The organism is Amycolatopsis sp. NPDC051045, from assembly GCF_040682955.1.
Taxonomy (GTDB): Bacteria; Actinomycetota; Actinomycetes; order Mycobacteriales; family Pseudonocardiaceae; genus Amycolatopsis.
The window spans coordinates 588946-611437 of sequence record NZ_JBFBCC010000004.1 but is presented as its reverse complement, the minus strand read 5'-3'; the positions used below and the strand labels follow the sequence as shown (position 1 = coordinate 611437).

Here is a 22492-nt window from a genome sequence, read left to right as displayed (position 1 = left end):
CACATCCGCTTCAAGTGGGAGGAGGAGACGCCCGATGAGTGCACGGGAATGGATCGGTAAGGACTTCTACCGTGAACTGGGCGTCTCCTCCGACGCCACCGCGGACGAGATCAAGAAGGCCTACCGGAAGCTGGCCAAGGAGAACCACCCGGACGCGAACGCCGGCAACGCGCAGGCGGAGCAGAAGTTCAAGGCGGTCTCCGAGGCCTACGGCGTGCTGTCCGACGCGGCCAAGCGCAAGGAGTACGACGAGGCGCGGCGGCTGTTCGGCGGCGGCGCGGGTGGCTTCAACTTCCCGGGTGGCGGCGGCACCGGCAGCTTCGACGTGGGCGACATCTTCGGCCAGGCCGGCGCCGGTCAGCAGGGCGGCTTCGGCGGGCTCGGCGACATCCTCGGTGGGATCTTCGGTCGTGGCCGGGCGTCGGCGGGCGCGACGGCGAACCGGCCGCAGCGCGGCGCCGACGTCGAGACGGACGTCCGGATCGACTTCACCGAGGCGGTCAAGGGCGCAACCCTGCCGCTGCGGCTGTCGAGCCCGGCGACCTGTGCGACGTGCAGCGGCAACGGTGCGCGGCCGGGCACGTCGCCGCGGACCTGCCCGACCTGTTCCGGTTCGGGGCTGGTCAGCCGCAGCCAGGGCGCGTTCGCGTTCTCGGAGCCGTGCCGCGACTGCCGTGGCCGCGGGACGATCATCGACGACCCGTGCCCGGAGTGCGGCGGCGAAGGCATCAGCACGCGGACCCGCACGCTGACCGTCCGGATCCCGCCGGGTGTCGACGACGACCAGCGGATCCGGCTGGCCGGCCAGGGCGAGCCGGGCCGGGGCGGTGCGCAGGCGGGCGATCTGTACGTCCGGGTGCACGTGGCCCCGCACGCGCTGTTCGGGCGCAAGGGGCTCGACCTGACGATCACCGTGCCGGTGGACTTCACCGAACTGACGCTCGGCACCACGATCACGGTGCCGACGCTGGAGGGCAAGGTCTCGCTCAAGGTGCCGCCGGGTACCGCGAGCGGACGGGTGCTGCGCGTGCGTGGCAAGGGCATCGCCAAGCGCGACGGTTCGCAAGGTGATCTGCTCGTCACCTTGCAGGCGGCGATTCCCGCCAAACTGGACGACAAGGCGCGCGAGGCACTGCAGGCGTACGCCGAGGCGATGGCCGGGCACGACCCCCGGCCCGAGATCACCGAGCTGCTGCAAGGTAGGTGAGTGTGATGTTCGGCGGGATACCGCAGGAAGGCGACGAGGAGACCCCGGTGTTCGTCATCTCGGTGGCGGCCCAGCTCGCCGGGATGCACGCGCAGACGTTGCGCACCTACGACCGGCAGGGCCTGGTATCCCCGGGCCGCACCCCCGGCGGCGGGCGGCGCTACTCGATGCGGGACATCGCGCTGCTGCGCGAGGTCCAGCGCCTTTCCCAGGAGGACGGCGTCAACCTGGCGGGCATCAAGCGCATCATCGAGCTGGAGAACCAGGTCGACGCGCTCCGCGCCCGGATCACCGAGCTGACCGAGGAACTGGCCGCGGCGTACGTTGCGGCGGAACAGGCCACGGCGGCGGCGCACGCGTCGTACCGCCGGGATCTGGTCCCGCTCAACCAGCAGACGGCGTTGGTGGTGTGGCGCCCCAAGCGCCGCTGACCACCGAAGCGACGAAGGCCTCCTCGGGCGACCGGGGAGGCCTTCGTGCGTGAGGAAGGGGCACGCCGCGGCGCTGCTCCGCGCGGGCCGACGTGACCCTGCGGCACCCGCCGACCGGGTTCGACCCCGGGACGGCCGCGAGCAGTCCCTCCCGGCTGCTCGCGGCCTCGCACCGCGGGTCACGTCTTGACGTTCAACAGCTGCTTGACCTCGGCCGTCCGGGACTCGATGACCCGGCGGGCCAGGTCGCGGGCCGGTGTGTTGACTCCGCCGTTCGTCCCGTTCTCCGCCTGGGCCAGCTCGACCGCGCCCTGCTGCTGGCCCGTCAGCACGTCCAGGAACCGGCGGGTGAACTCGCTGTCCGGCGCCGTCCGAAGCGCTCCCACCAAGTCCGGCGCCGTCATCTTCATGCCGCCGTGGCCGGCGTGGGCCTGGGGGTTCGCGTCCATCGCCTCGGGCTGGTGCCAGTCGTGGAGCCAGCGGCGCATGTCCTCGATCTCGGTCTGCTGCGTCACCTCGATCGCCGCGGCCAGCTCCTTCAGGGAGGCCGGCACCGGACGGTCCGCGGCCAGCCCGGCGATCTCGATGCCCTGCCGGTTCTGCGGGATCAGCATCTGCAGGAACATCACGTCGGCCGGGTTGTACTCCCGCGCGGCCGCCGTCGCGCCGCTGCCGCATCCGGTCAGCAGCAGCGCGACGACGGCCAGGACCAGCCTCACTGGCGCTGCCAGAGGGCCGGCGTGTTCGGCGGTTCCCAGCCCGCGATGGCCGTGTGCGGCTGGATGCAGCGGTAGCTCGCGCCGCCGTACGTCACCACGTCGCCCACCTTGTACGCCGTGCCCGCCGACCACGTTCCACCCGCGGGCGGCGTGGTCGTCGGGGGCGGGGTCGTGGTGGGCGGCCGGGTCGTGGTCGGGGGCGGCGTGGTGGTCGGCGGCGGGGTGCCGCCACCGCCGATCTGGAGGTCGACGCAGCTGTAGAACGCGTTGGCCGTGTCGGAGATGTTCCAGATCGCCAGCACCTTCACCCGGCCCGAATAGCCGGCCAGGTTCACCGTGTGCGACAACGTCGGCGGGGGCTGCTGGTTGTTGCCGCTGAACACCGCGACGCGGGTGTTGCCGACGTAGTACTCGTAGTTCGACGTCGAGTGCCGGGCGGTGAACACCCAGTTGAACGTCACCGTGGTGCCGACCGACTTGGCGGGCCACGGCTTCGACTCGTCGGTCAGCTCGGCGAACTGGCCCAGGCCGGCGTTGCAGCTGCGCAGGCCCTTCGGACCCTCGACGCTCTGCGGTTCGTAGACGATCTGGCCGCAGCCGGAGACCTTCCCGGCCGCGCAGTTGGCCTGCCGGCTGGGCGGATCGGACACGTAACCGTGGGCGCTCGCGGAGGTGGCGGGGAGGACGACGACCAGCACCGGCGCGAGCAAGGCTCCGGCAGCGGCCGCGAAGAACGTTCTTTTCCAGGTCATTTCGGCTCCTCGAGGGGGAACAGCGTTGTTCCGAAGGGGAGGACGAACGAGCACATCCGGGGAAGATGTGGTCTAGACCATAAGACGATTCGGGCACAACGGTCAACGAACTACCGCCGTTCGCCAGAACCGCTGCTCCGCTCGGTTCAGTGCGAAGGTCGGGCCGGCTGCTGCAGGTGTTCGCCGAAGAAAGAGGTCACTCGGCGCCACGCGTCTTCGGCCGCCTCGTGGTGGTAGGTGAAGCCGACCACCTTGAGCAGCAGGTTCACCGGCGCCACGGTGTCGACCTTGTTGGCGAACGCGGCGCCACGCACCGGCCAGGAGCGCGCGGGACGCCTCGATGTCGTCGAACGCCCGGCCGCGGTGGGCGAACATGTCCGAGAACCCCGGCGCACGCAGCGGAACACGCCGCCGCGCGAATACAGGTCCGGGCTGAGCGCGAGATATCCTTCGCGGGCGAACCGGTCGGTGATGTTCTTCGTGTCCTGGCGAAGGTAGCGAGCACGCGCCGGTTCCGCGCCCGACGCGGAGAGTTCCTCAGCGCATTCCGGACGAATCTCAGTCCAGGGTGAAGGGGTCGTAGGATATTCGTTCCAGGTCGATCCCCCTGGCCAGCAGCTTCGCGACGGTCGCCTGGAGCATCGGCGGCGAGCCGGAAACGAGGACGTCGTGGTGCTGCCACGCGCCGCGCTGGGTCACGGCGTGGGCGAGCGTGCCGCGGTCGCCGCCGGCCAGCGCGCCTTCCTCGGTGACCGGGGTGACCGTCAGCCACTTCGACGTCGCGGCGAGCCGGCGCAGGTCGTCCAGCGCGTACAGGTCCTCCGGTCTCCGGCCCCCGAAGAACAGGTGCACGGGCGGGTTCCGCTTCCAGCGCGAAAGGTCGTCGATGATCGCCAGCAGCGGCGTGATCCCGGTTCCGCCGCCGATCATGAGCAGCCGCCGCTTCGTCGTGGTCGGGCGCACGTTCAGCACGCCCATCGACGGGCCGAGGCGCCAGACGTCCCCCGGCCTGGTGTGGTTGACGATGCTCCCGCTGACCCAGCCGCCGGGCACCGAGCGCACGTGGAAGGTGAGCTGACCGTCGCCGCGAGGCGCGTTCGCCGGGGAGAGGTACCGCCAGAACCGGGGTCGCTGCGGCACTTCCACGCTGACGTACCCGCCGGCGCGATAGGGCAGGAGGCCTTCGGTGCGCACCTTCACCACTGCGACGTCGCGGGTGAGCTTCCGGTGCTCCAGCACGGTCGCCGCCCACGCTGCCGGCCCCGTCTCCGCCTGGGCGGCCTCGCGCATCGTCTTGGCGATGAGCCCGTAGGCCGCGGTCCACGCGGACGCCACCTCGAGGGTCCATTTCTCCTTCAGGAACCGTTTCAGCGCGGCGATCAGCGCCACCCCGACGGCGTCGTAGTGGCGGGCGACGACGGCGAACTTCCGGTGGTCGCGGCCCAGCTGCCCGAGGAAGGTGACCAGCTCGTCGGGTCGGTCGACCATCTGCACCACGTACACGAGGGCGCGCAGCAGCCTGCTCCGCTGCGTCGCCATGGTGGCCGGGAACAGATCACGGCAATCGGGCGCGACCACGAACAACGCGCCGTAGAAGTACTGCGCCAGTTCGTCGGCTTTCGGCTCGATCTCCGCAAAACTTTCACGAATCAACCGGGCCAGCTCGCGACCTTCCGCAGCCGAAACGGGAAGCGCTTCGGGCGCCGCGGAGATCTTCACGGATTCAGCACTCATCGGGAACGGTAATCTCCAGTCGTGCAAAGGCATTTGTACGCCGTGCATGCGGCGTCGCTGTGGCGTGCCGCCCCCGAGGGATCCCGACTGTAGGCGAATTCCCGTGCAGATGCGCGTGATTACGCGCGTTCCCGCTCGAACGGAGCAATTCGGCCACGCCCGGTCAACCCGACCTGGCATAGCGTAAAAATGATCACGCCGTCGATTCATCCGTTACGGGATGCTGATTTCCGGAGCGTAACGAATTGTTGCCCGTACGGCGGATTGCCGGTGGTCAGTCGATGGTGAACGGGTCGTACTGGATCTGGTCCAGCGCGCTGCCCGCGACCAGCATGCGCGACACCGTCGCGCGGATCATCGCCGGGGAGCCGGACACGAGGATGTCGTGGCCGGGCCAGGCTCCGTACCTGGTGACGGCTTCGGCCAGGGTGCCCTGCTCGAACCCGGGGACGTCGCCGCCGCGCTCCACGACCGGCGTGACGGTCAGCCAGGGGTTGGTGGCCGCGAGCGCGCGCAGTTCTTCGAGGTCGTAGAGGTCCTCGCGAGCCGGCCCGCCGTAGAACAGGCGGGTCTTCGGGTTCTCGCCCCACAGCGCGAGGTGGTCGAGGATCGCCCGCAGCGGCGTGATGCCCGTCCCGCCGGCGATCATCAGCACGGCTCGGGACGACTCCCGGTCGACCGTCATCCGGCCCAGCGGCGGGCCGAGCCGCCAGACGTCCCCGGGCTGGGTGTGGCTGACGATGGCGCGGGAGACCCAGCCGCCGTCGATCGCGCGGACGTGGAACTCGATGCCGCCGTCTTCGCGCGGCGCGTTCGCCGGCGAGAGGTAGCGCCACAGCCGCGGCCGCTGGGGTACTTCGACGCTCACGTACTGCCCCGGGTGGTACGGAACGGGCTGGTCGGGCACCAGCCGCACCAGGGCGAGGTCCCAGGTCAGCCGCCGGTGCTCGACCACCGTGGCCTGCCACGACGGCGGGTTCGTGTCGGACGCGGCGGCGTCCTGCATGGCCCGTGCGGCGATGGTGAACGCCTCGGCCCACGCCCGTTCGACCTGGGGCGTCCACTCCGGGCCCAGGTGGTTCTTGAGCGACGCCAGCAGCGCGGTGCCCACCGCTTCGTAGTGCCGGGGCACCACGCCGAACTTGCGGTGGTCGCGGCCCAGTTGACGCAGGAACGGCGCGAGGTCGTCGGGCCGGTCGACCATCTGCACGATGTGCACCAGCGCGCGCACCAGCCGGCCGCGCTGGATCTCCATGTTGATCGGGAAGAAGTCGCGCGTGGTCGGGGCGAGGGTGAACAGCATCCCGTAGAAGAACTGCGAGATGTCCGCGATGTACGGCTCGGACTTGGCCCAGCTGTCCCGGATGAGCTTGACCATGGCGGTCACGGCCGCGGGCGCTTCACGCGGGGCCGAGGACCTGGGGAGCGGGCTTACCGAGTCGGCTGTCATGGGGTGTTCACGGGTCGGGGACGGTTGAGCGGCGGCACCCGATCATGCACCGCCGGCCCAGGCGCGGGGACGGCGTCTCCGGTCACGGCCGCCTCCTGGGTCCATCGCCACTGCATCCACCTCGTTACTCGCCCGCCCGCGCGCGCGGTCCGTCCGCAGGGTAGCCGCCGGGCGGCCTTTTGCCCGCATTGTTGCTCCGACCGGGTGGATTCGTCACGGGCGTGCGTGGGGGACCTCACCGGTCCGATGGTTGTCCCGGGCAAGCGACCGGCAATAAACTTGTATGGCACAACCAAGGGAGGTTCCGGTGAGCTTCGACGGCACCGACGACGACGTCCGGGTCGAGCTCATGCGCGAGCTGAAGACCGCTTCCCAGCTCCAGCACGCCTGGATCATGCAAGTCTGGCAGAGCGAGCCCGGGCTGCACCCGGCGGCCGCGATGCTGCTGTCCGACCTGGCGAAGAACGGCGAGGCCCGGCCGTCCGAGCTGGCGAAACGCCGGTTCGTCGACCTCTCGGTCGTGAGCAGGCAGATCACCCAGCTCTCCGCGGCCGGGCTGGTCGACCGCCGTCCCGCACCGGAAGACGGCCGGGCGTCGCTGGTGAGCGTGTCCGAGAAGGGCCGCGCCGAACTCGTCCGCTGGCGCGCCAACTACATCGAGTTCATGGAGAAGGCGCTCGGCGGCTGGGACGACGAGCGCGTCACCGACCTCACCGGGCGGCTGGCGGAGATGAACGCCGATCTTCGCCGCGCCCTCGGCAGCGACGCCTGCTTGGCTGACACGAACAAGTGACAGCGCCGCCAAGAGGCACACCGGAAGTGGCTCTTTCCCCCGCGGAAAGTGTCCGTTCGGTCCTGACTTAGGGGCGTTCCTCAGGGTTAACGTCGATAGGTGACGCGTGACCGGGTCGCTCTGCTGTGCGCGCTGGGGATCGACAACTTCGGCTCAGGTCTGTTCCTCCCGTTGACGCTGGTCTACGTGACACAGGTGGTCGGGCTGCCGCTGGCCATGGCCGGCACGGCCGTCACCCTCGGCGCCGTCGGGGGGCTCCTCGTACCTCCGCTCGCCGGGCGGCTCGTGGACCGCGTCGGGCCCCGCGCCGTGGTGGTCGGCGCCCAGCTGCTGCAGGCCGCCGGCGCGGGGGCGTACCTCCTCGCCGGCGGCGCGGGCGCGGTGGTGGCCGCCGCCGTCCTGCTGTCCGCCGGCCAGCAGCTGTTCTACAGCTCCCTGCTCGTGCTCATCGCCGACGTCGCGGGCGACATCCCCAAAGATCGGCCGTTCGCCGAGGTGGGGATGGTGCGGGCCGCTTCCTTCGGCCTCGGCGGTCTCACGGCGGGTGCGCTGCTGACGTGGCTGGACAGCACCGGCTACCGCATCGTGCTCGCCGTGGACGCGCTGACGTTCTTCGTGGCCGCAGCCATCCTCGTCTTCTTCATCCGGCTGGCGCGGCCGCACCGGCAGGCCTCCCAGCGGTCGGTCCGGGTGCTGCGCGACCGGCCGTACCTCGCGTTGATCCTGTTCAGCGGGCTCTTCGGGCTCTCGCTGGACTTCTTCCTGATCGGCACGCCGGTGTTCGTGCTCGACCGGCTGCACGGCCCGGCCTGGCTGCCGGGCGCGCTCCTCGCGCTGCTGACCGTGCTGACCAGCCTCTGCAGCACCGTCGCGCTACGGCTCACCGCCCGGCTGACGCGGATCGCGGCGATGCGCGTCGGTTCGGCGTTGTTCTCCGCGTGGTGCCTGGTCAGCCTGGGGGTGCTGCTGGTGCCCGACGGCTGGCGGGTGGGCTACCTGCTCGTGTCGACGCTCGTGTTCGCCGCCGGCGACCTGGTTTTCGGGCCGAGATCGGGGGCACTCGCCGAAGCCGCGGCACCTCCGGTCGCCCGCGGTCGTTATCTCGCTGCGTACCAGTACGCGTTCACCGTGGCGCAGGTGATCGCGCCCGCCGTGGTGACGTTGTTCGCCGTGGCCGACTGGTTACCCTGGGTGCTGGTGGGGGCGTGCGCTGCCCTTGCCGTGCCCGGGCTCGGGATGCTCGGATCCCGGTTGCCGGCGAGCGCGGTCGCACCCGGACAGAGTTGAGCGGAACAGACTCAAGTTTTCGTGCGTTAGGGATGGTGACGGGCCTTGGGCGGGCCGGTCACCAGGCATTTTTGGTGTTCAAGTCGCAGTACCGAGCATGAGGTGAGGGATGGACGCTTTCAACCCGACCACGAAGACCCAGCAGGCGATCTCGTCGGCGGCCCAGGCGGCCACGATGGCCGGCAACCCGCACGTCTCGGCGCCCCACCTGCTGGGCGCCCTGCTGGCGCAGGGTGAGGGGCTCACCGCGCCGCTGCTGACCGCGGTCGGGGCGGACCCGGAAGTGGTGCACAAGGAGCTCGAGCCGCTCATCGCGGCGCTGCCGTCCGCGACCGGCGCGACCGTGTCGAGCCCGCAGTTCGACACCTTCGCCGTCAAGTCGCTGACGCGCGCGCAGAAGCTCGCCACCGAGCTGGGTGACGAGTACGTCTCGACCGAGCACCTGCTCGTCGGGCTCGCGACCGAGGGCGGCCAGGTCGCCGACCTGCTCAAGCGCCACGGTGCCACGCCGGACGCGCTGCAGGAGGCGTTCGCCAAGGTCCGCGGCTCGGCCCGGATCACCAGCGCGGACCCCGAGAGCACCTTCAAGGCCCTCGAGAAGTACGGCGTCGACCTCACCCAGCGCGCTCGCGCCGGCGAGCTCGACCCGGTCATCGGCCGCGACACCGAGATCCGCCGCGTCGTGCAGGTGCTTTCCCGGCGCACGAAGAACAACCCGGTCCTGATCGGCGAGCCGGGCGTCGGCAAGACGGCGATCGTCGAGGGCCTGGCCCAGCGCATCATCGCCGGGGACGTGCCCGAGTCGCTGCGCGGCAAGCGCGTCGTCGCCCTCGACCTCGGGTCGATGGTGGCCGGCGCGAAGTTCCGCGGCGAGTTCGAGGAGCGGCTGAAGGCCGTGCTCAAGGAGATCACCGACTCCGCGGGCGAGGTCGTCACCTTCATCGACGAGCTGCACACCATCGTCGGCGCCGGTGCGACCGGCGAGGGCGCGATGGACGCGGGCAACATGATCAAGCCGATGCTCGCCCGCGGCGAGCTGCGCATGGTCGGCGCGACCACCCTCGACGAGTACCGCCAGCACATCGAGAAGGACGCCGCCCTGGAGCGGCGCTTCCAGCAGGTGCTCGTCGGCGAGCCGTCGCCGGAGGACACCATCGCGATCCTGCGCGGGCTGAAGGAGCGCTACGAGGTGCACCACGGTGTCCGGATCACGGACGCCGCGCTGGTCGCCGCCGCGACGCTGTCCGACCGCTACATCACCGCGCGCTTCCTGCCGGACAAGGCGATCGACCTGGTCGACGAGGCCGCGTCGAAGCTCCGCATGGAGATCGACTCGCGGCCGGTGGAGATCGACGAGGTCGAGCGCGCCGTGCGCCGCCTGGAGATCGAGGAGATGGCCCTCGCCAAAGAGAGCGACGCCGCCTCTCGCGACCGGCTGGCGGCGTTGCGCGCGGAGCTGGCGGAGAAGCGCGAGACGCTGACCGCGCTGACCGCGCGCTGGCAGAACGAGAAGGGCTCCATCGAGCGCGTCCGCGAGCTCAAGGAACAGCTGGAGCAGCTGCGCGGCGAGTCGGAGCGCGCCGAGCGCGACGGCGACCTCGGCAAGGCCGCCGAGCTGCGCTACGGCCGGATCCCCGCGCTGGAGAAGGAGTTCGAAGCGGCCACCGCGGCGAACGAGGCCAGCCAGCAGAACGTGATGCTGAAGGAGGAGGTCGGCGCGGACGACGTCGCGGACGTGGTCAGCGCGTGGACCGGCATCCCGGCGGGACGGCTGCTGGAGGGCGAGACCGGCAAGCTGCTCCGGATGGAGGAGGAGCTGGCCAGGCGGGTCGTCGGGCAGGCCGAAGCCGTGCAGGTCGTCGCGGACGCGGTCCGCCGCAGCCGGGCCGGCGTCGCCGACCCCGACCGGCCGACCGGCTCGTTCCTGTTCCTCGGCCCGACCGGCGTCGGCAAGACCGAGCTGGCCAAGGCGCTGGCGGCGTTCCTGTTCGACGACGAGCGCGCGATGCAGCGCATCGACATGAGCGAGTACGCCGAGAAGCACTCGGTGGCGCGCCTGGTCGGCGCCCCGCCGGGGTACGTCGGCTACGACCAGGGTGGCCAGCTGACCGAGGCCGTGCGGCGCCGCCCGTACTCGGTGGTGCTGCTCGACGAGGTGGAAAAGGCCCACCCGGACGTCTTCGACGTGCTGCTGCAGGTCCTCGACGACGGACGGCTGACCGACGGCCAGGGCCGGACGGTGGACTTCCGGAACACCATCCTGATCCTGACCTCGAACCTCGGCTCGCACGCCATCGCCGACCCGTCGCTCGACGAGCGGCAGCGGCGGGACGCGGTGCTGGAGGTGGTGCAGCGGCAGTTCAAGCCGGAGTTCCTCAACCGGCTCGACGACATCGTCGTGTTCCACTCCCTCGGCACCGAGCAGCTGACGTCCATTGTGGACATCCAGATCGCCCGGCTCGCGAAGCGGCTGGCCCAGCGGCGACTGAACCTGGAGGTCACCGACAGCGCCCGCGAGTGGCTCGCGCTCAACGGCTTCGACCCGATCTACGGCGCCCGCCCGCTGCGGCGGCTGGTCCAGTCGGCGATCGGCGACAAGCTGGCGAAGGAGCTGCTGTCGGGCGGGATCCGGGACGGCGACACCGTGCGCGTCGACGGCCCGGAGCTGGAAGCGGGAGACGCCCTGACCGTCACCCGGGTCTGACCCGCGTCCGACCCAGGTCGGTGAATGCCACCTTGAGAGACGCCAAGTCCCTCAAGGTGGCATTCACGGCTGTGCGGCGGAGCGGAGGGGGCCTGGGCGGGCGTCCACAGTGGTTTGTGGCGATTTGTCGACCCGAAACCACCGAAAATGCTCCGAATGGGCCCGGCGACACGGGTACCGGCGATCATCCCCGCGACGTAACAGGCGATACCCTGCGGTCGTGGGTATTCCGGCGTGGATCTGGTTCGTCATCGCCGCCGTCGCGCTGGTGGCGGGGCTGGGGCTGCTCGCAGCCGACCGGGCGAAGGAGGGCTCGCGCAACCGCGAGCGAATGCGCTGGGCACAGTTGCGCGGCTGGCAGTTCGTCGAGGAGGACGAGCGGCTGCCGCAGCAGTGGTCCAACGGCGCCATCGGCTACTTCGGCGCGGACGCCGCCGTCAACGTCGTCGCGGGCTCGACCTTCACCTCCGACGGCCGCCGCCCGGTGTTCATCTTCGACATCGAGTCCGAGGGCCAGATCCCCGCGGTCGTGGTCGCCGTGCGCTGCAACAAGAAGCACCGGATCCCGATCGAGATGTGGCTGTCCAGCGTCCCGTTCCAGCGCGCGGACATGCCCGAGATGCTCGGCCCGATCGGCTCGCGCTACGCGTTCGCGGACGACGCCGACGGCGCCCGCGCGGTGATCACCCAGGAGCTGGTCGACGCGGCGGACCAGCTCGGCGGCGACGTCGGCGTGGCGTGGCTGGAGAACGAGTGGGTGCTCGCCAGCGTCGTCCCGACCGCCGGCCCGTCGCGGCTGGAGCGCCTGCTGCGCGATCTCGGCGAGATCGCGGACATCGTCGACCCGTTCGACGAGGACTACGAGGCGGGCCGCCACCAGGCGAGCGCCCCGGTCCCGTCCGAGGCCACCGCCCCGGCTGCCCCGGGGACCCCGGCGGCCGGGGCGCCGGTCCAGCAGCCGCCCGCGGACCCGCCGCCGGCGCCGAGCGAGAGCTAAAAGCCGAGCGCCGGCTGGTCGAGCACGCTGAGCGACGCCGACCGGTCGAGCGTGCCGCGCACCGACGTCGTGCTGCCTTCGGCGTGGATCACGTGATCCACGTCGAGGTCGCCGCTGATCCAGCCCGCCGGTCCGGTCGGGCCGAGCGACTGGCTCGTCGTCACCAGCCCCCAGGCCGGGCCCAGCTGACCGCCTGCTTCGTGCTTCTGCCCCATGTCGAGGACGCCGGCGATCCGGCCCGTTGCGTGCTGCTCGGACGTCGTGCCGACCGCGCCCAGCCGGCCGAGGTCGACCGCCTGGCCGGACGAGCGGTGGGCCGCCAGTGCGCTCTGGAGGTCGCCCGCGAAGTTGCCGTACAGGCCGGTGTCGAACTGTTCGGCGTTCTGGCTCAGCACGTCGACCCCGTCGGCCAGCCAGACCCCGTGGCTCGTGCCTTCGCCGGCGCCGGTCCGGCGCTCGGCGTAGCCCGCGACGGGCGAGAGCGACAGGTTCCGCGAAGCACCCTGGCCGAGCCGCTGGTTGTTCGCGGTGACCGCCCGGACGTCGCCGAGGCGCAGCGTGTGCCGGCCGGCGCGACCGAGCGACTCGCTCTCCTGCGCCGCGGCCGACGTCCCCTTCTGCCGCTCCTCGCGGCGTGCGGTCGCGGACTCCGCGAGGTCATTGGCGAGCACCGCGCCGGCGACCTCCTTCGCGAGGAAGTCGTGGCGCGTCATGACCAGGGTCTCGCGCACCACCGACGAGTCGTCCTCGCCGGACGTCGATAAGTCGCGCCCGAACGTGCTGTCTTCGCGGTGGTAGAGCGGCAGGGTCAGCTCGGCCGGCGTCGCCAGCGCCGTGGCGGGGGCCGCGAAGAGCAGCGCGACGGGCGCCGCGCCCGCGGCGACCTTGGGCAGATAGCCGCTTTTGCGCCTGCTGTGCTTACCCATGCGGCGGACGATACTTCCCCGCCGAATCGAACGCACGTCCGCCCGTGACCAGCGGGTATGTTCACCCACATGACCACCACCGCCGTAATCACCGGAGCCACCGCGGGCATCGGCGCGCAGTTCGCGCGCACGCTCGCCGCCGAGAAGTACGACCTGGTGCTCGTCGCCCGTGACGTCGCGCGCCTGGAGGCTTACGCCGCTGAGCTGCGCGAAAAGCACGGTGTCGCCGTCGAAGTGCTCCCCGCCGATTTGTCCGAAGTGGACGGACGAGCGGTGGTCGAGGAGCGGCTCGCCGCCGGGCCGGTCGACCTGCTGGTGAACAACGCCGGGTTCGGGCTGAACGGCGATTTCTGGACCATCCCGCCGGACGCGCTGCAGCGCCAGCTGGACGTCAACGTCACCGCGGTGCTGCGGCTCACCCGGGCCGTGCTGCCCGGCATGATCGAACGCGGTCACGGCGAAATCATCCAGGTCAGCAGCGTCGCGGGCTTCTTCAGCGGCCGCGGCTCGACGTACACGGCCAGCAAGAACTGGGTCACGTCCTTCACCGAAGGCATCGCCGCGTCGCTGCCGAAGGGTGTCCGGATGATGGCACTTTGCCCCGGTTTCACGGCGACCGAATTCCACGAGCGGGCCGGCATCGGCAAACCGGGCCCGAAAATCGCCTGGCTGGGTGTCGAACAGGTGGTCGGGGAGGCGCTCGCGGACCTGCGCCGCGGCAAGGTGATCTCCGTGCCGAGCCTGCAGTACAAGGCCGTCGTCGCGATCGGCGGCCTGCTGCCGCGGGCGGTGCTGCGCCGGATCAGCGGTGGCTTCGGTGGCAAGGGCCGCACCTGAGTAGGGCTGTCCCCACCTCCGGAACACGCGTCTGCACCAGGGTGGATCGGCGGCCGGCTGCCTAGCGTTTTCCCCATGACAACTGGGTGGCACGAGACAGCCGACGCGGTCCGGCTGGAGGCTGTGCGCAAGGAGTACGGCGACGGTGTGACCGCGCTGGACGGGGTCTCGATCGGGTTCCCGCGCGGCGGGTTCACCGCCGTGATGGGCCCGTCCGGTTCGGGCAAGAGCACGTTCCTGCACTGCGCGGCCGGCCTCGACCGGCCCACGTCCGGCCGGGTCGTGCTCGACGGCCAGGACCTCGACGGCAAGAGCGAGACCTACCTGACGAAGCTGCGGCGCGACCGCGTCGGCTTCGTCTTCCAGGCGTTCAACCTGCTCCCGGCCCTGACGGTCGAGCAGAACGTCGTGCTGCCCCTGCAGCTGGCCAAGAAGCGCCCGGACAAGCGGCTCGTGGCGCGGATCCTCACGCACGTCGGCCTCGACGGGCGCCGCAAGCACCTGCCCGGTCAGCTGTCCGGCGGCCAGCAGCAGCGCGTCGCGATCGCGCGGGCCCTGATCACCGACCCCGCCGTGCTGTTCGCCGACGAGCCGACCGGCTCGCTCGACACCCGCACCGCCGCCGAGGTGCTCGGCCTGCTGCGCGACTCCGTCCGGTCGTCGGGCCAGACGGTGATCATGGTGACGCACGACCCGGTCGCCGCGTCCTACGCCGACGACGTCGTGTTCCTCGCCGACGGCCGGATCGCCGGACGGCTGGCCCGGCCGACCGCGGAAGCCGTCGCCGCACGGATGACCCACCTGGGTGCCTGGGACCGGATGGCGGTGCGGGCCTGATGTTCAAGCTGGTACTGCGCACCCTCCGCCTGCGCAAGGGCGGCTTCCTGGCGACGTTCGTCGCCGTGTTCTTCGGCGCGCTGGTCGTCTCGGCGTGCGGCGGGCTGATGGAGTCCGGCATCCGGTCCGAGACGCCGGTGCAGCGGCTGGCCGCGGCGCCGATCGTCGTCGGCGGGCAGCAGACGCTCGAGCTGCCGAAGGAGGACCCGGCGGCCCTCGATCCCGAGGACAAGCACAAGTTCGAGAACGCGACCCTGCCCGAGCGCGTCCGGCTCGACGCGGCGCTGGCCGACCGGCTGCGCGGTGTCCCCGGCGTCACGAACGTCGTCGGCGAAGTCAGCTTCCCCGTGCAGATCGGGGCCGCGAGCGCGTTCGGGCACGCCTGGGATTCCGCCGTGCTGACGCCGTATGCGCTGAGCGGCCAGGCTCCGAAGCCGGGCGAAGTCGTGGTCGACGCCGCTTCGGCGCGTTCCGCCGGGCTCGCGATCGGCGCTGTCCTGCCGGTCGCCGCGCACGGCAGCGTCGGCTCGTTCCGCATCTCGGGCCTCGCCGAGGCGCCGCAGGCCATGCGGGACTCGGCGCTGTTCTTCGGGTCTTCGGACGCCGAACGGCTGTCCGGGCACCCGGGCCGCTTCGACACCATCGGCGTCTTCGGCGGTGACGTCGCCGCCGTAACCACGGCCGTCGGAGGCGCCGGGGTCGTGACGACCGGCGCCGGCCGCGGCGCCTTCGAGTTCCCCGAGACGGGTAAGGGCGGCGAGAACCTGATCGTGCTGGCCGCCGTGTCGGGCGGGCTGTCGGCGATGGTCATGGTGTTCGTCGTGGCGGGCACGCTGACCCTGTCGACGCAGCAGCGTCAACGCGAACTCGCACTGCTGCGCGCGGTCGGCACGACCCCGCGCCAGCTGCGGCGGATGGTGCTCGGCGAGGCGCTGGTCGTCGGTCTGCTCGCGGTCGGCGTCGCGGTGGTGCTCGGCCCGGTGCTCGGACACTGGCTGTTCGACCAGCTCACCGCCCACCACGTCGTCCCCGACGTGCTGCGCTTCGAGCAGGGCTGGGTTCCGGCGACGGTCGCCGCGGCTGCGTCCCTCCTGGCCGTCGTGGCCGCTGCCTTCGTGGCGGGGCGGCGTGCTTCGCTGGTCCGCCCGACCGAGGCGCTCGCCGAAGCCGCCGTGGAGCGGCGCTGGCTGACGCCGATCCGGCTGATCACCGCGATCCTGTGCTTCGCGGGCGGGACGGCGCTCGCCATCGTCACGGTCGCGGTGATGACCGGCCCGGTCGCGGCCAGCACGGCCGGTCCGTCGGTGATGCTGTGGGCGTTCGGGCTCGCGGCGATCAGTCCCGGCGTGACGAAGCTGATGGCGACGCTGCTGCGGTGGCCGGTGCAGGCGCTCACCGGCGTCAACGGCCGGGTCGCGCTGCGCAACACCCGCGTCGGCGCGGTGCGGGCGGCCGGTGCGGTCACCCCGATCATGCTCGCGGTCGGCATCGCGACCGCCAACATCTACCTGCAGACCACGCAGGAAGCCGTCTCGAACCAGGCCTACACCGAGGACCTGCGCGCGGACGCGGTGATCGGTGCGCCCAGCGGGCTCGACCCGGCGGTGCTGGGGCGGGTGCGTGCCACCCCGGGGGTCGCGAGTGCTTCGGAGTACCTCACGAGCACCGTGTTCGTCGAGAAGCCGTTCGACTCGAGCCAGGACGACGACGGCTGGCCCGCGCTCGGCGTCAGCGAGCTGACCGGGCACGCCGTCGAGGTGCCGGAAAAGCTCGGCCGCCACGTCGGCGACACGTTGTCGCTGCGGCTCGGCGACGGCACGCCGGTGGACGTGCGGGTCGCTGCCGTCGTGAGCCAGCGCCCCGGCTTCGAAAAGCTCGTGCTGCCCGCCGAGCTGCTGGCCCCGCACACGACGCTGGGGCTCGCCCCGCAGCTGCTGGTCAGCGCCGCGCCCGGCGTCGACACGGCCACGCTGACTTCGCGCCTTCGCGAAGCGACCGCCGGGTTGCCGGTGTTCGTCGGTGATCGCGGCACGCTGATCGCGGCGCACGCGAAGGGCAACGAGGTCGGTGCCTGGGTCAACTACCTGCTCGTCGGGATGATCCTCGCGTACACGGTGATCTCCGTGGTGAACACGCTGGTGATGGCCACCGCGAAGCGGCGCCGCGAGTTCGGGCAGCAGCGGCTGAGCGGCTTCACCCGAGGCCAGGTGCTGCGCATGGCCGGCGTCGAAGGCGGCCTGATCGCGACCATCGCGGTGCTGCTCGGGACGCTCGTCGCAGCGGGGGCGATCGTGCCGTTCTGCCTCGTGGTGACGGGATCGCCGCTGCCGTCGGGGCCGGTGACGATCTACCTGGCGGTGCTCGCGATCGCCGTGGTGCTCTCGCTCGTGGCGATCCTGGTGCCGGCCTGGGCCGCGACGCGCGGACGTGCGGTCGACGCCACATCCATCGGTGAGTGAACGCGGTCGTGTGTAAGACTCTCGGCCGTGGCGAACCCCGGTTTGGATCAAGCGGCGAAACTCGAACTGGCCAGGCTGGTCACCGATCTTTCCGTGGTGCACGGAAAAGTGACCCTGGCGTCCGGCAAGGAAGCCGACTACTACATCGACCTCCGGCGGGCGACGCTGCACCACGCGGCCGCGCCGCTGATCGGCAAGCTGCTGCGTCAGCTCACGGCAGACTGGGACTACGTCGCCGCCGGCGGCCTGACGCTGGGCGCGGACCCGGTCGCGCTGGCGATGCTGCACTCCGCGGCGACCGACGGGGTCCTGCTGGACGCGTTCGTCGTCCGGAAGTCGATCAAAGAGCACGGCATGCAGCGGCGCATCGAGGGCATGGAGGTCCGCGGGCAGCGCGTGCTGGCCGTCGAGGACACGTCCACGACGGGCGGCAGCGTCCTGACGGCGGTCGAGGCGCTGCGCGAAGCGGGCGCGGACGTCGTCGGCGTCGCGACGGTCGTCGACCGCGACACCGGGGCGCGAGAGGCCATCGAGAAGGAAGGCCTGGAGTACCGGTACGTCCTCGGCAAGGACGACCTCGGCCTGGACTGATCGGCCCGCGGCGGCGCCGGGTCGAGGTCGGTGGTGGTCACCGGCCTCGACGGCGCTGCGTTCACCTGAGGGCGAAATCCGGGCTCGTCCGGTGTGGGCCGGGCGTACCGTCGGGCGCATGGACGAGCCGTCGACGCCCGGCGAGCCGCCGGAGCCGCACCGCCCGCGTGACCCGAACCGGAAGAAACCGGACGGCGCGCCGGACCAGTACCCGCACGAGGAGCCGACGCAGTACCCCGCGAAGCGGCCGCCGGAATTTCCACCGGGTGTAACCCCTCCGTCACCGCGCAGGTGAACGGGTTGCTCCGCTGGGTTAAACATCACACCACTGGGCATCCGTAAGAACGGAAGAACTCGACCGGCGGGGTAAAGTCGCTGGTAGGGGGATCGGTGGAGGGGGTGCGATGGCGAAATTCCTGGCTGACGTGACCGTCGTGGTGCACATTCTGGCCCTGCTGCTCATCGGCTTCGGCGGATTCGTGGCTTGGCGCTGGCCGAAACTGATCTTCATCCACCTGCTCGGGCTGGCCTGGGGCATCCTGGTCAACGTGGCGCCGGTGCCCTGCCCGTTCACCGCGCTGGAGAACTACTTCCGGCACCAGCAGGGCCTCGGCGACCTGCCCGGCGGCTTCAACGCCTACTACCTGTACGGCACGGTGTTCCCCACGTCGTGGCTGCCGGCGATCGGCATCGGCGCGATCGGGGTGGTCGTCTACTCCTACGTCGGCGTGTACCACCGCTGGCGCCACCGCCACGACCACGCCGAGGAAGCCCACGTGCGGGCCGTCCACCTCGGCTAGGCGACAATCGCCGGGTGAGCACCTCCCCCGACGCCGGACCCACCGAGTGGGTGAGCCGCGAAGAGGTCGGCGTCGGCCCGTGGCCGGGTGACTGGCCCGCGGACGAGCGGTACGACCCCGACCTGCTGCGGGACGGCGACCGCCGCAACGTCGTCGACGCCTACCGCTACTGGCGCCGCGAGGCGATCGTGTCCGATGTGGACAGCCGGCGGCACCCGTTCCACGTCGCGATCGAGAACTTCCAGCACGACCACAACATCGGCACCGTGGTCCGCACGGCCAACGCGTTCGCCGCGGCCGAGGTGCACATCGTCGGCCGGCGCCGCTGGAACCGGCGTGGCGCCATGGTGACCGACCGCTACCAGCACCTCCGCCACCACGACGACGTCGGCGGCCTGGTCGCCTTCGCGGCCGAACACGGCCTCGCCGTCGTCGCGGTGGACAACACGCCCGGCTCGCAGCCGGTCGAGACGGCCGAGATCCCGCGCGAGTGCGTGCTGCTGTTCGGCCAGGAGGGGCCGGGGCTTTCGCCCCAGGCGCAGGAAGCGGCGTCGCTGGTGGTGTCGATCGCCCAGTTCGGCACGACCCGCTCGATCAACGCCGGGGTCGCGGCCGGGATCGTCATGCACGCCTGGATCCGGCAGCACGCCGATCTCGGCCGCGCCTGGTGACCCGCTACAGGCCCCAGCCCCAGCGCAGCTGCGCCACGCCCGACGCGTTGTTGACTTCCAGGCCGCTGCCGCTCTGCCGCGTGATCGAGTAGGTGTCGCCCGAACGCAGGCCGGGCCAGTAGACGACGCCCATCTGCCGGGACCGCGTCAGGTCGGTGGTGGCGGCGAAGTAGGCGGTGAAGTTGTTGCCGTCCTGGTGCCCGGCGGAGTAGTCCAGTCCGGTCGTCATCGGGGCGCCGGCCTCGTCGATGATGGTGCGGGACGAGTACGAGCCGAGCCGGTTGCTGAGGTTCGTGGTCCACGCCGAGCGGGTGGTGTCCGACGCCCAGAAGCCGTAGAAGTGCAGCGACAGCAGCGTGCCGGTCAACGCGCTCGCCGCGCCGACGCCGGTGACGTTGTCGTTGTAGCCGGTGCCGCTGATCACCACCCGGCCGCGGGGGATGTTCGAGTGCCGGGACAGCCAGGACGAGCAGAGCGACACCCAGGCGCTCAGGCTGTAGCCGAACGGCTCGTTCATCGGCTCGAAGTAGACGTTGCCGTTGCCGGCGTAGTCGCCGGTGACCTTGTCCCACATGGTGTTCCACGCGTTCGCGTCGTCGACGAAGCCGTCCTTGTTCGCTTCCCAGTACCCGAAGATGACCTTCATGCCGTGGGAGAGGGCCGAGTCGGCGGCACCCTTGTACCGCGCCCACCAGTCCGAGTTCACGCTCTGCGGGTTGATCGGCAGCCGCACGGTGTTCGCGCCCAGCTTCTGCTGGAAGCCGGTGATGATGCCGTCCGCCTTGGTGTGGACGGTGCTGTAGCTGTCCGCGGCGGTGAGGCCGGTCGGGATGACCCACCCGTCCACGTAGTTGTCGCGGGCGTCCGCCCAGTTGACGCCGCGGAACGCGTTCGTGACGGCGGACGCGTCCTGGGGGATCGCGAGCAGTGGTGCGGTGAGTACCGCGATCATCGCGGTGCGTGACCAGAATCGAGTGCGGAAGCGCTTCATTCGAACTCCGATGTCCGAGGCGGGGCCGCCGATGATCGATGTTTACGTCAACATCTGCGGCCGAGAATGCGCTTTCCTCCGGGCTGGTGTCAAGCGTCAGGCCGGGGCGACTTCGACCGGGATGCCGTTCAGGACGGACGTTCCGGACGGAACGTCCAGCAGCGTCTCGTCGGCGACCAGGTTCGAGTTGACCCCGGGGTTCGCGCGCGCCACCCGGGTCCGGGCGCCGTCGACGTCGTGGCCCCAGCCGTGCGGGATGCTCACCACGCCCGGGCGGATCTCGTCGGTGACCTCGACCGGGATTTCGAGCTTGCCCGCGCGGGACGTCACCGACGCGAGGGCGCCGTCGGCGAGGCCCAGCCGGGCGGCGTCTTCGGGGTGCACCAGGACCGTGCAGCGGTTGCCGCCACGGACCAGTGGCGTCAGGTTGTGCATCCACGAGTTGTTCGAGCTCAGGTGCCGTCGCCCGATCAGCACCAGGCCCTCTTCCGGACTCTTCGCCAATTCCTCGCGCAGCCGCGGGACGTCGGCGACGACCCCGGCCGGGGCCAGTTCGATCCGGCCGGACGCGGTGCACAGCACCTCCGGGATCCGCGGCTTCAGCGGCCCGAAATCCAGGCCGTGCGGCGCGGCTTCGAGGTCGGCCAGCGTGACGTCGTACGGACCCGCGCGCAGCATCAGGTCGACCAGGCGCGCGGGCCCGGTCCGGTCGTGGCTGACCTCCAGACCGGCGCGGCGGGCGACGTCGGCAGCGACGAAGTCGTCGAGCGCCGCGACGTCGGCTTCGGGGCCCTGGCCGGCGACGATGCCGGTGAGCCGCAGCATGGTCTCCCACTCCTGAGGCAGCGACGACGGCAACGTCGCCGGTGTCCAGTTGGCGACGTTGCGGACGGACAGCTGGTAGAACGCCAGGTCGAAGTGCGGGCGTTCGAGCGGCGACGGGCCGGGCAGGATGACGTCGGCCTGCCGCGAGGTCTCGTTGAGGTAGACGTCGACGGAGATCATGAAGTCGAGGCCGCTCAGCGCCGCGGCCAGCCGTCCGGAGTTGGGCGTGCTGAGGCAGGGATTGCCGCTGACGGTGATCAGCGCGCGGACCTGGCCCTCGCCCGGGGTTTCGATCTCGTCGGCGAGCGTCGCGACCGGCAGTTCGCCGACGACCTCGGGGTAACCGCGCACGCGGCTGCGCCAGCGTCCGACGGCGAACGGCCGCCGGTTCCCGGTCGGCTGGCACGCGGCCAGCGGGAACATCGCACCGCCCGGCTCGTCGAGGTGGCCGGTGAGCACGTTGAGGACGTCGACCAGCCAGCTCGCGAGCGTGCCGAACGCCTGCGTCGTGGTGCCGATCCGGCCGTAGACCACGGCGTTTTCGGCATCGGCCAGTTCGAGGGCCATCCGGCGGATGTCGGTGGCGTCGATGCCGGTGCGCGGCGCGACGGCTTCGGGGGTGAACGGCTGGGCCAGCGCGCGGACGTCGTCGAGGCCGTTGAGGTCCGCTTCGATCCGTCCTGGCCGGACGCGGTCTTCCGCGAACAGGACGTTGACCAGCGCGAACAGCAGCAGCGCGTCGGTGCCGGGCCGAATGGCGTGGTGCTCGTCGGCGGCCTGCGCGGTCCGGGTGCGGCGCGGATCGACGACGACGATCTTGCCGCCGCGGTCGCGGATCCCGCGCAGCCGCCCGCGGATGTCCGGTGCGGTCATCAGGCTGCCGTTGGAGACGAGCGGGTTGGCGCCGAGGATCAGCAGGTGCCGGGTCCGGTCGAGGTCGGGCACCGGGATGGCGAGCGGGTCGCCGAACATCGTGCCGGCGGAGTAGTGCTTCGGCAGCTGGTCGACCGACGTCGCGCTGTAGAAGTTCTTGGTGCCCAAGGCTTTGTAGAGCACGCGGCCGTAGAGCGTCAGCGCGATGTTGTGCACGCCGGGGTTGCCCGCGTACACCGCGACGGCGTCCCGGCCGTGCTGCTCGATGATCGGCGGGAGCCGGCGGGCGATCTCGTCGTAGGCTTCCTGCCAGCTGACCTCGACGAACTCGCCGTCGCGCTTGAGCAGCGGGGTGGTCAGCCGGTCGGGGTCGTGGTGCAGGGCGCCGAGCGACGCGCCCTTGGGGCAGATGTACCCCCGCGAGAAGACGTCCTCCTCGTCGCCTTTGACCCGGGTGACCTGCTGGTTCTCGTCGAGGGTCACCTCGAGGCCGCAGGTGGCTTCGCACAGCGGGCAGGTGACGTGTGCGGTGGTCATGGGCACCTCGCAGGCCATCGGGGTCCTTCAACATACCGAGCGGTATGTCCGGCGGCAAGGCAGGATTGCGT

20 protein-coding genes and 1 pseudogene are annotated in these 22492 nt (G+C 71.1%); 12 read left to right on the top strand and 9 right to left on the bottom strand.

Going from position 1 to position 22492, the window contains the following annotated elements:
• Positions 1-34 precede the first annotated feature (34 nt).
• Entirely contained in the window at positions 35-1207 is a 1173-nt protein-coding gene (gene dnaJ, locus AB0M80_RS14120) for a molecular chaperone DnaJ (RefSeq protein ID WP_364563563.1), read from the top strand.
• A 5-nt stretch (positions 1208-1212) separates the two neighbouring features.
• Positions 1213-1638, top strand: a complete 426-nt coding sequence (locus AB0M80_RS14115) for a helix-turn-helix transcriptional regulator (protein WP_208630211.1) — start codon at positions 1213-1215, stop codon at positions 1636-1638.
• Positions 1639-1817: 179 nt separating this feature from the next.
• Here AB0M80_RS14115 and AB0M80_RS14110 read toward each other — a convergent pair whose 3' ends face one another.
• The 6 genes and pseudogenes from AB0M80_RS14110 to AB0M80_RS14085 form a co-directional block, all read right to left on the bottom strand.
• Positions 1818-2357: a DUF305 domain-containing protein gene (locus AB0M80_RS14110; protein WP_364563559.1), complete on the bottom strand. Its 540-nt coding sequence runs from the start codon at positions 2355-2357 to the stop codon at positions 1818-1820.
• Positions 2354-3109 (bottom strand): lytic polysaccharide monooxygenase, encoded by a 756-nt coding sequence (locus AB0M80_RS14105; RefSeq protein WP_364563556.1) that lies wholly within the window; start codon positions 3107-3109, stop codon positions 2354-2356. The genes AB0M80_RS14110 and AB0M80_RS14105 overlap by 4 nt, the downstream gene beginning before the upstream one ends.
• A 146-nt stretch (positions 3110-3255) precedes the next feature.
• Positions 3256-3423, bottom strand: a complete 168-nt coding sequence (locus AB0M80_RS14100) for a hypothetical protein (RefSeq protein ID WP_364563553.1) — start codon at positions 3421-3423, stop codon at positions 3256-3258.
• A gap of 66 nt (positions 3424-3489) precedes the next feature.
• Positions 3490-3666, bottom strand: a pseudogene (locus AB0M80_RS14095) (dienelactone hydrolase family protein); the annotation flags it as partial.
• Between the two features lies 1 nt (position 3667).
• The gene (locus AB0M80_RS14090; RefSeq protein ID WP_364563715.1) at positions 3668-4771 is read right to left on the bottom strand and encodes a globin domain-containing protein; all 1104 of its coding nucleotides are present in this window, start codon (positions 4769-4771) and stop codon (positions 3668-3670) included.
• A 346-nt stretch (positions 4772-5117) separates the two neighbouring features.
• Positions 5118-6293, bottom strand: a complete 1176-nt coding sequence (locus AB0M80_RS14085; RefSeq protein ID WP_364563551.1) for a globin domain-containing protein — start codon at positions 6291-6293, stop codon at positions 5118-5120.
• Between the two features lie 349 nt (positions 6294-6642).
• On the opposite strand from AB0M80_RS14085, the gene AB0M80_RS14080 reads away from it, so the two are divergent.
• The 4 genes from AB0M80_RS14080 to AB0M80_RS14065 all read left to right on the top strand — a co-directional run bounded on the left by AB0M80_RS14080 (position 6643) and on the right by AB0M80_RS14065 (position 12074).
• The gene (locus AB0M80_RS14080; RefSeq protein WP_364563712.1) at positions 6643-7086 is read left to right on the top strand and encodes a MarR family winged helix-turn-helix transcriptional regulator; all 444 of its coding nucleotides are present in this window, start codon (positions 6643-6645) and stop codon (positions 7084-7086) included.
• A 99-nt stretch (positions 7087-7185) separates the two neighbouring features.
• Positions 7186-8373 carry an MFS transporter gene (locus AB0M80_RS14075; protein ID WP_364563548.1) on the top strand — a complete coding sequence of 396 codons (1188 nt, stop codon included), beginning with the start codon at positions 7186-7188 and terminating at the stop codon, positions 8371-8373.
• Between the two features lie 109 nt (positions 8374-8482).
• Positions 8483-11077 carry an ATP-dependent chaperone ClpB gene (gene clpB / locus AB0M80_RS14070; protein WP_364563546.1) on the top strand — a complete coding sequence of 865 codons (2595 nt, stop codon included), beginning with the start codon at positions 8483-8485 and terminating at the stop codon, positions 11075-11077.
• Between the two features lie 220 nt (positions 11078-11297).
• Positions 11298-12074: a hypothetical protein gene (locus AB0M80_RS14065; protein ID WP_364563543.1), complete on the top strand. Its 777-nt coding sequence runs from the start codon at positions 11298-11300 to the stop codon at positions 12072-12074.
• On the opposite strand, the gene AB0M80_RS14060 is transcribed toward AB0M80_RS14065, so the two are convergent.
• Positions 12071-13000 carry a hypothetical protein gene (locus AB0M80_RS14060; RefSeq protein ID WP_364563540.1) on the bottom strand — a complete coding sequence of 310 codons (930 nt, stop codon included), beginning with the start codon at positions 12998-13000 and terminating at the stop codon, positions 12071-12073. The genes AB0M80_RS14065 and AB0M80_RS14060 overlap by 4 nt on opposite strands.
• Positions 13001-13069: 69 nt before the next feature.
• On the opposite strand from AB0M80_RS14060, the gene AB0M80_RS14055 reads away from it, so the two are divergent.
• From AB0M80_RS14055 to AB0M80_RS14030, 6 genes are all read left to right on the top strand, one after another.
• Positions 13070-13837 carry an SDR family oxidoreductase gene (locus AB0M80_RS14055; RefSeq protein ID WP_364563537.1) on the top strand — a complete coding sequence of 256 codons (768 nt, stop codon included), beginning with the start codon at positions 13070-13072 and terminating at the stop codon, positions 13835-13837.
• A 75-nt stretch (positions 13838-13912) separates the two neighbouring features.
• On the top strand, positions 13913-14674 hold the full coding sequence (locus tag AB0M80_RS14050; RefSeq protein ID WP_364563534.1) for an ABC transporter ATP-binding protein: 762 nt from the start codon (positions 13913-13915) through the stop codon (positions 14672-14674).
• Positions 14674-17133: an ABC transporter permease gene (locus tag AB0M80_RS14045; RefSeq protein WP_364563531.1), complete on the top strand. Its 2460-nt coding sequence runs from the start codon at positions 14674-14676 to the stop codon at positions 17131-17133. Before AB0M80_RS14050 ends, AB0M80_RS14045 begins: the two co-directional genes overlap by 1 nt.
• Before the next feature lie 27 nt (positions 17134-17160).
• Positions 17161-17724 carry an orotate phosphoribosyltransferase gene (pyrE, locus tag AB0M80_RS14040; protein ID WP_364563528.1) on the top strand — a complete coding sequence of 188 codons (564 nt, stop codon included), beginning with the start codon at positions 17161-17163 and terminating at the stop codon, positions 17722-17724.
• Between the two features lie 404 nt (positions 17725-18128).
• On the top strand, positions 18129-18524 hold the full coding sequence (locus AB0M80_RS14035; RefSeq protein ID WP_364563525.1) for a DUF2784 domain-containing protein: 396 nt from the start codon (positions 18129-18131) through the stop codon (positions 18522-18524).
• Between the two features lie 14 nt (positions 18525-18538).
• Positions 18539-19195 (top strand): RNA methyltransferase, encoded by a 657-nt coding sequence (locus AB0M80_RS14030; protein WP_364563522.1) that lies wholly within the window; start codon positions 18539-18541, stop codon positions 19193-19195.
• A gap of 4 nt (positions 19196-19199) precedes the next feature.
• On the opposite strand, the gene AB0M80_RS14025 is transcribed toward AB0M80_RS14030, so the two are convergent.
• Positions 19200-20186 carry a cellulase family glycosylhydrolase gene (locus tag AB0M80_RS14025; RefSeq protein WP_364563519.1) on the bottom strand — a complete coding sequence of 329 codons (987 nt, stop codon included), beginning with the start codon at positions 20184-20186 and terminating at the stop codon, positions 19200-19202.
• A 96-nt stretch (positions 20187-20282) separates the two neighbouring features.
• Entirely contained in the window at positions 20283-22421 is a 2139-nt protein-coding gene (locus AB0M80_RS14020; protein ID WP_364563516.1) for a molybdopterin oxidoreductase family protein, read from the bottom strand.
• Positions 22422-22492 lie beyond the last annotated feature (71 nt).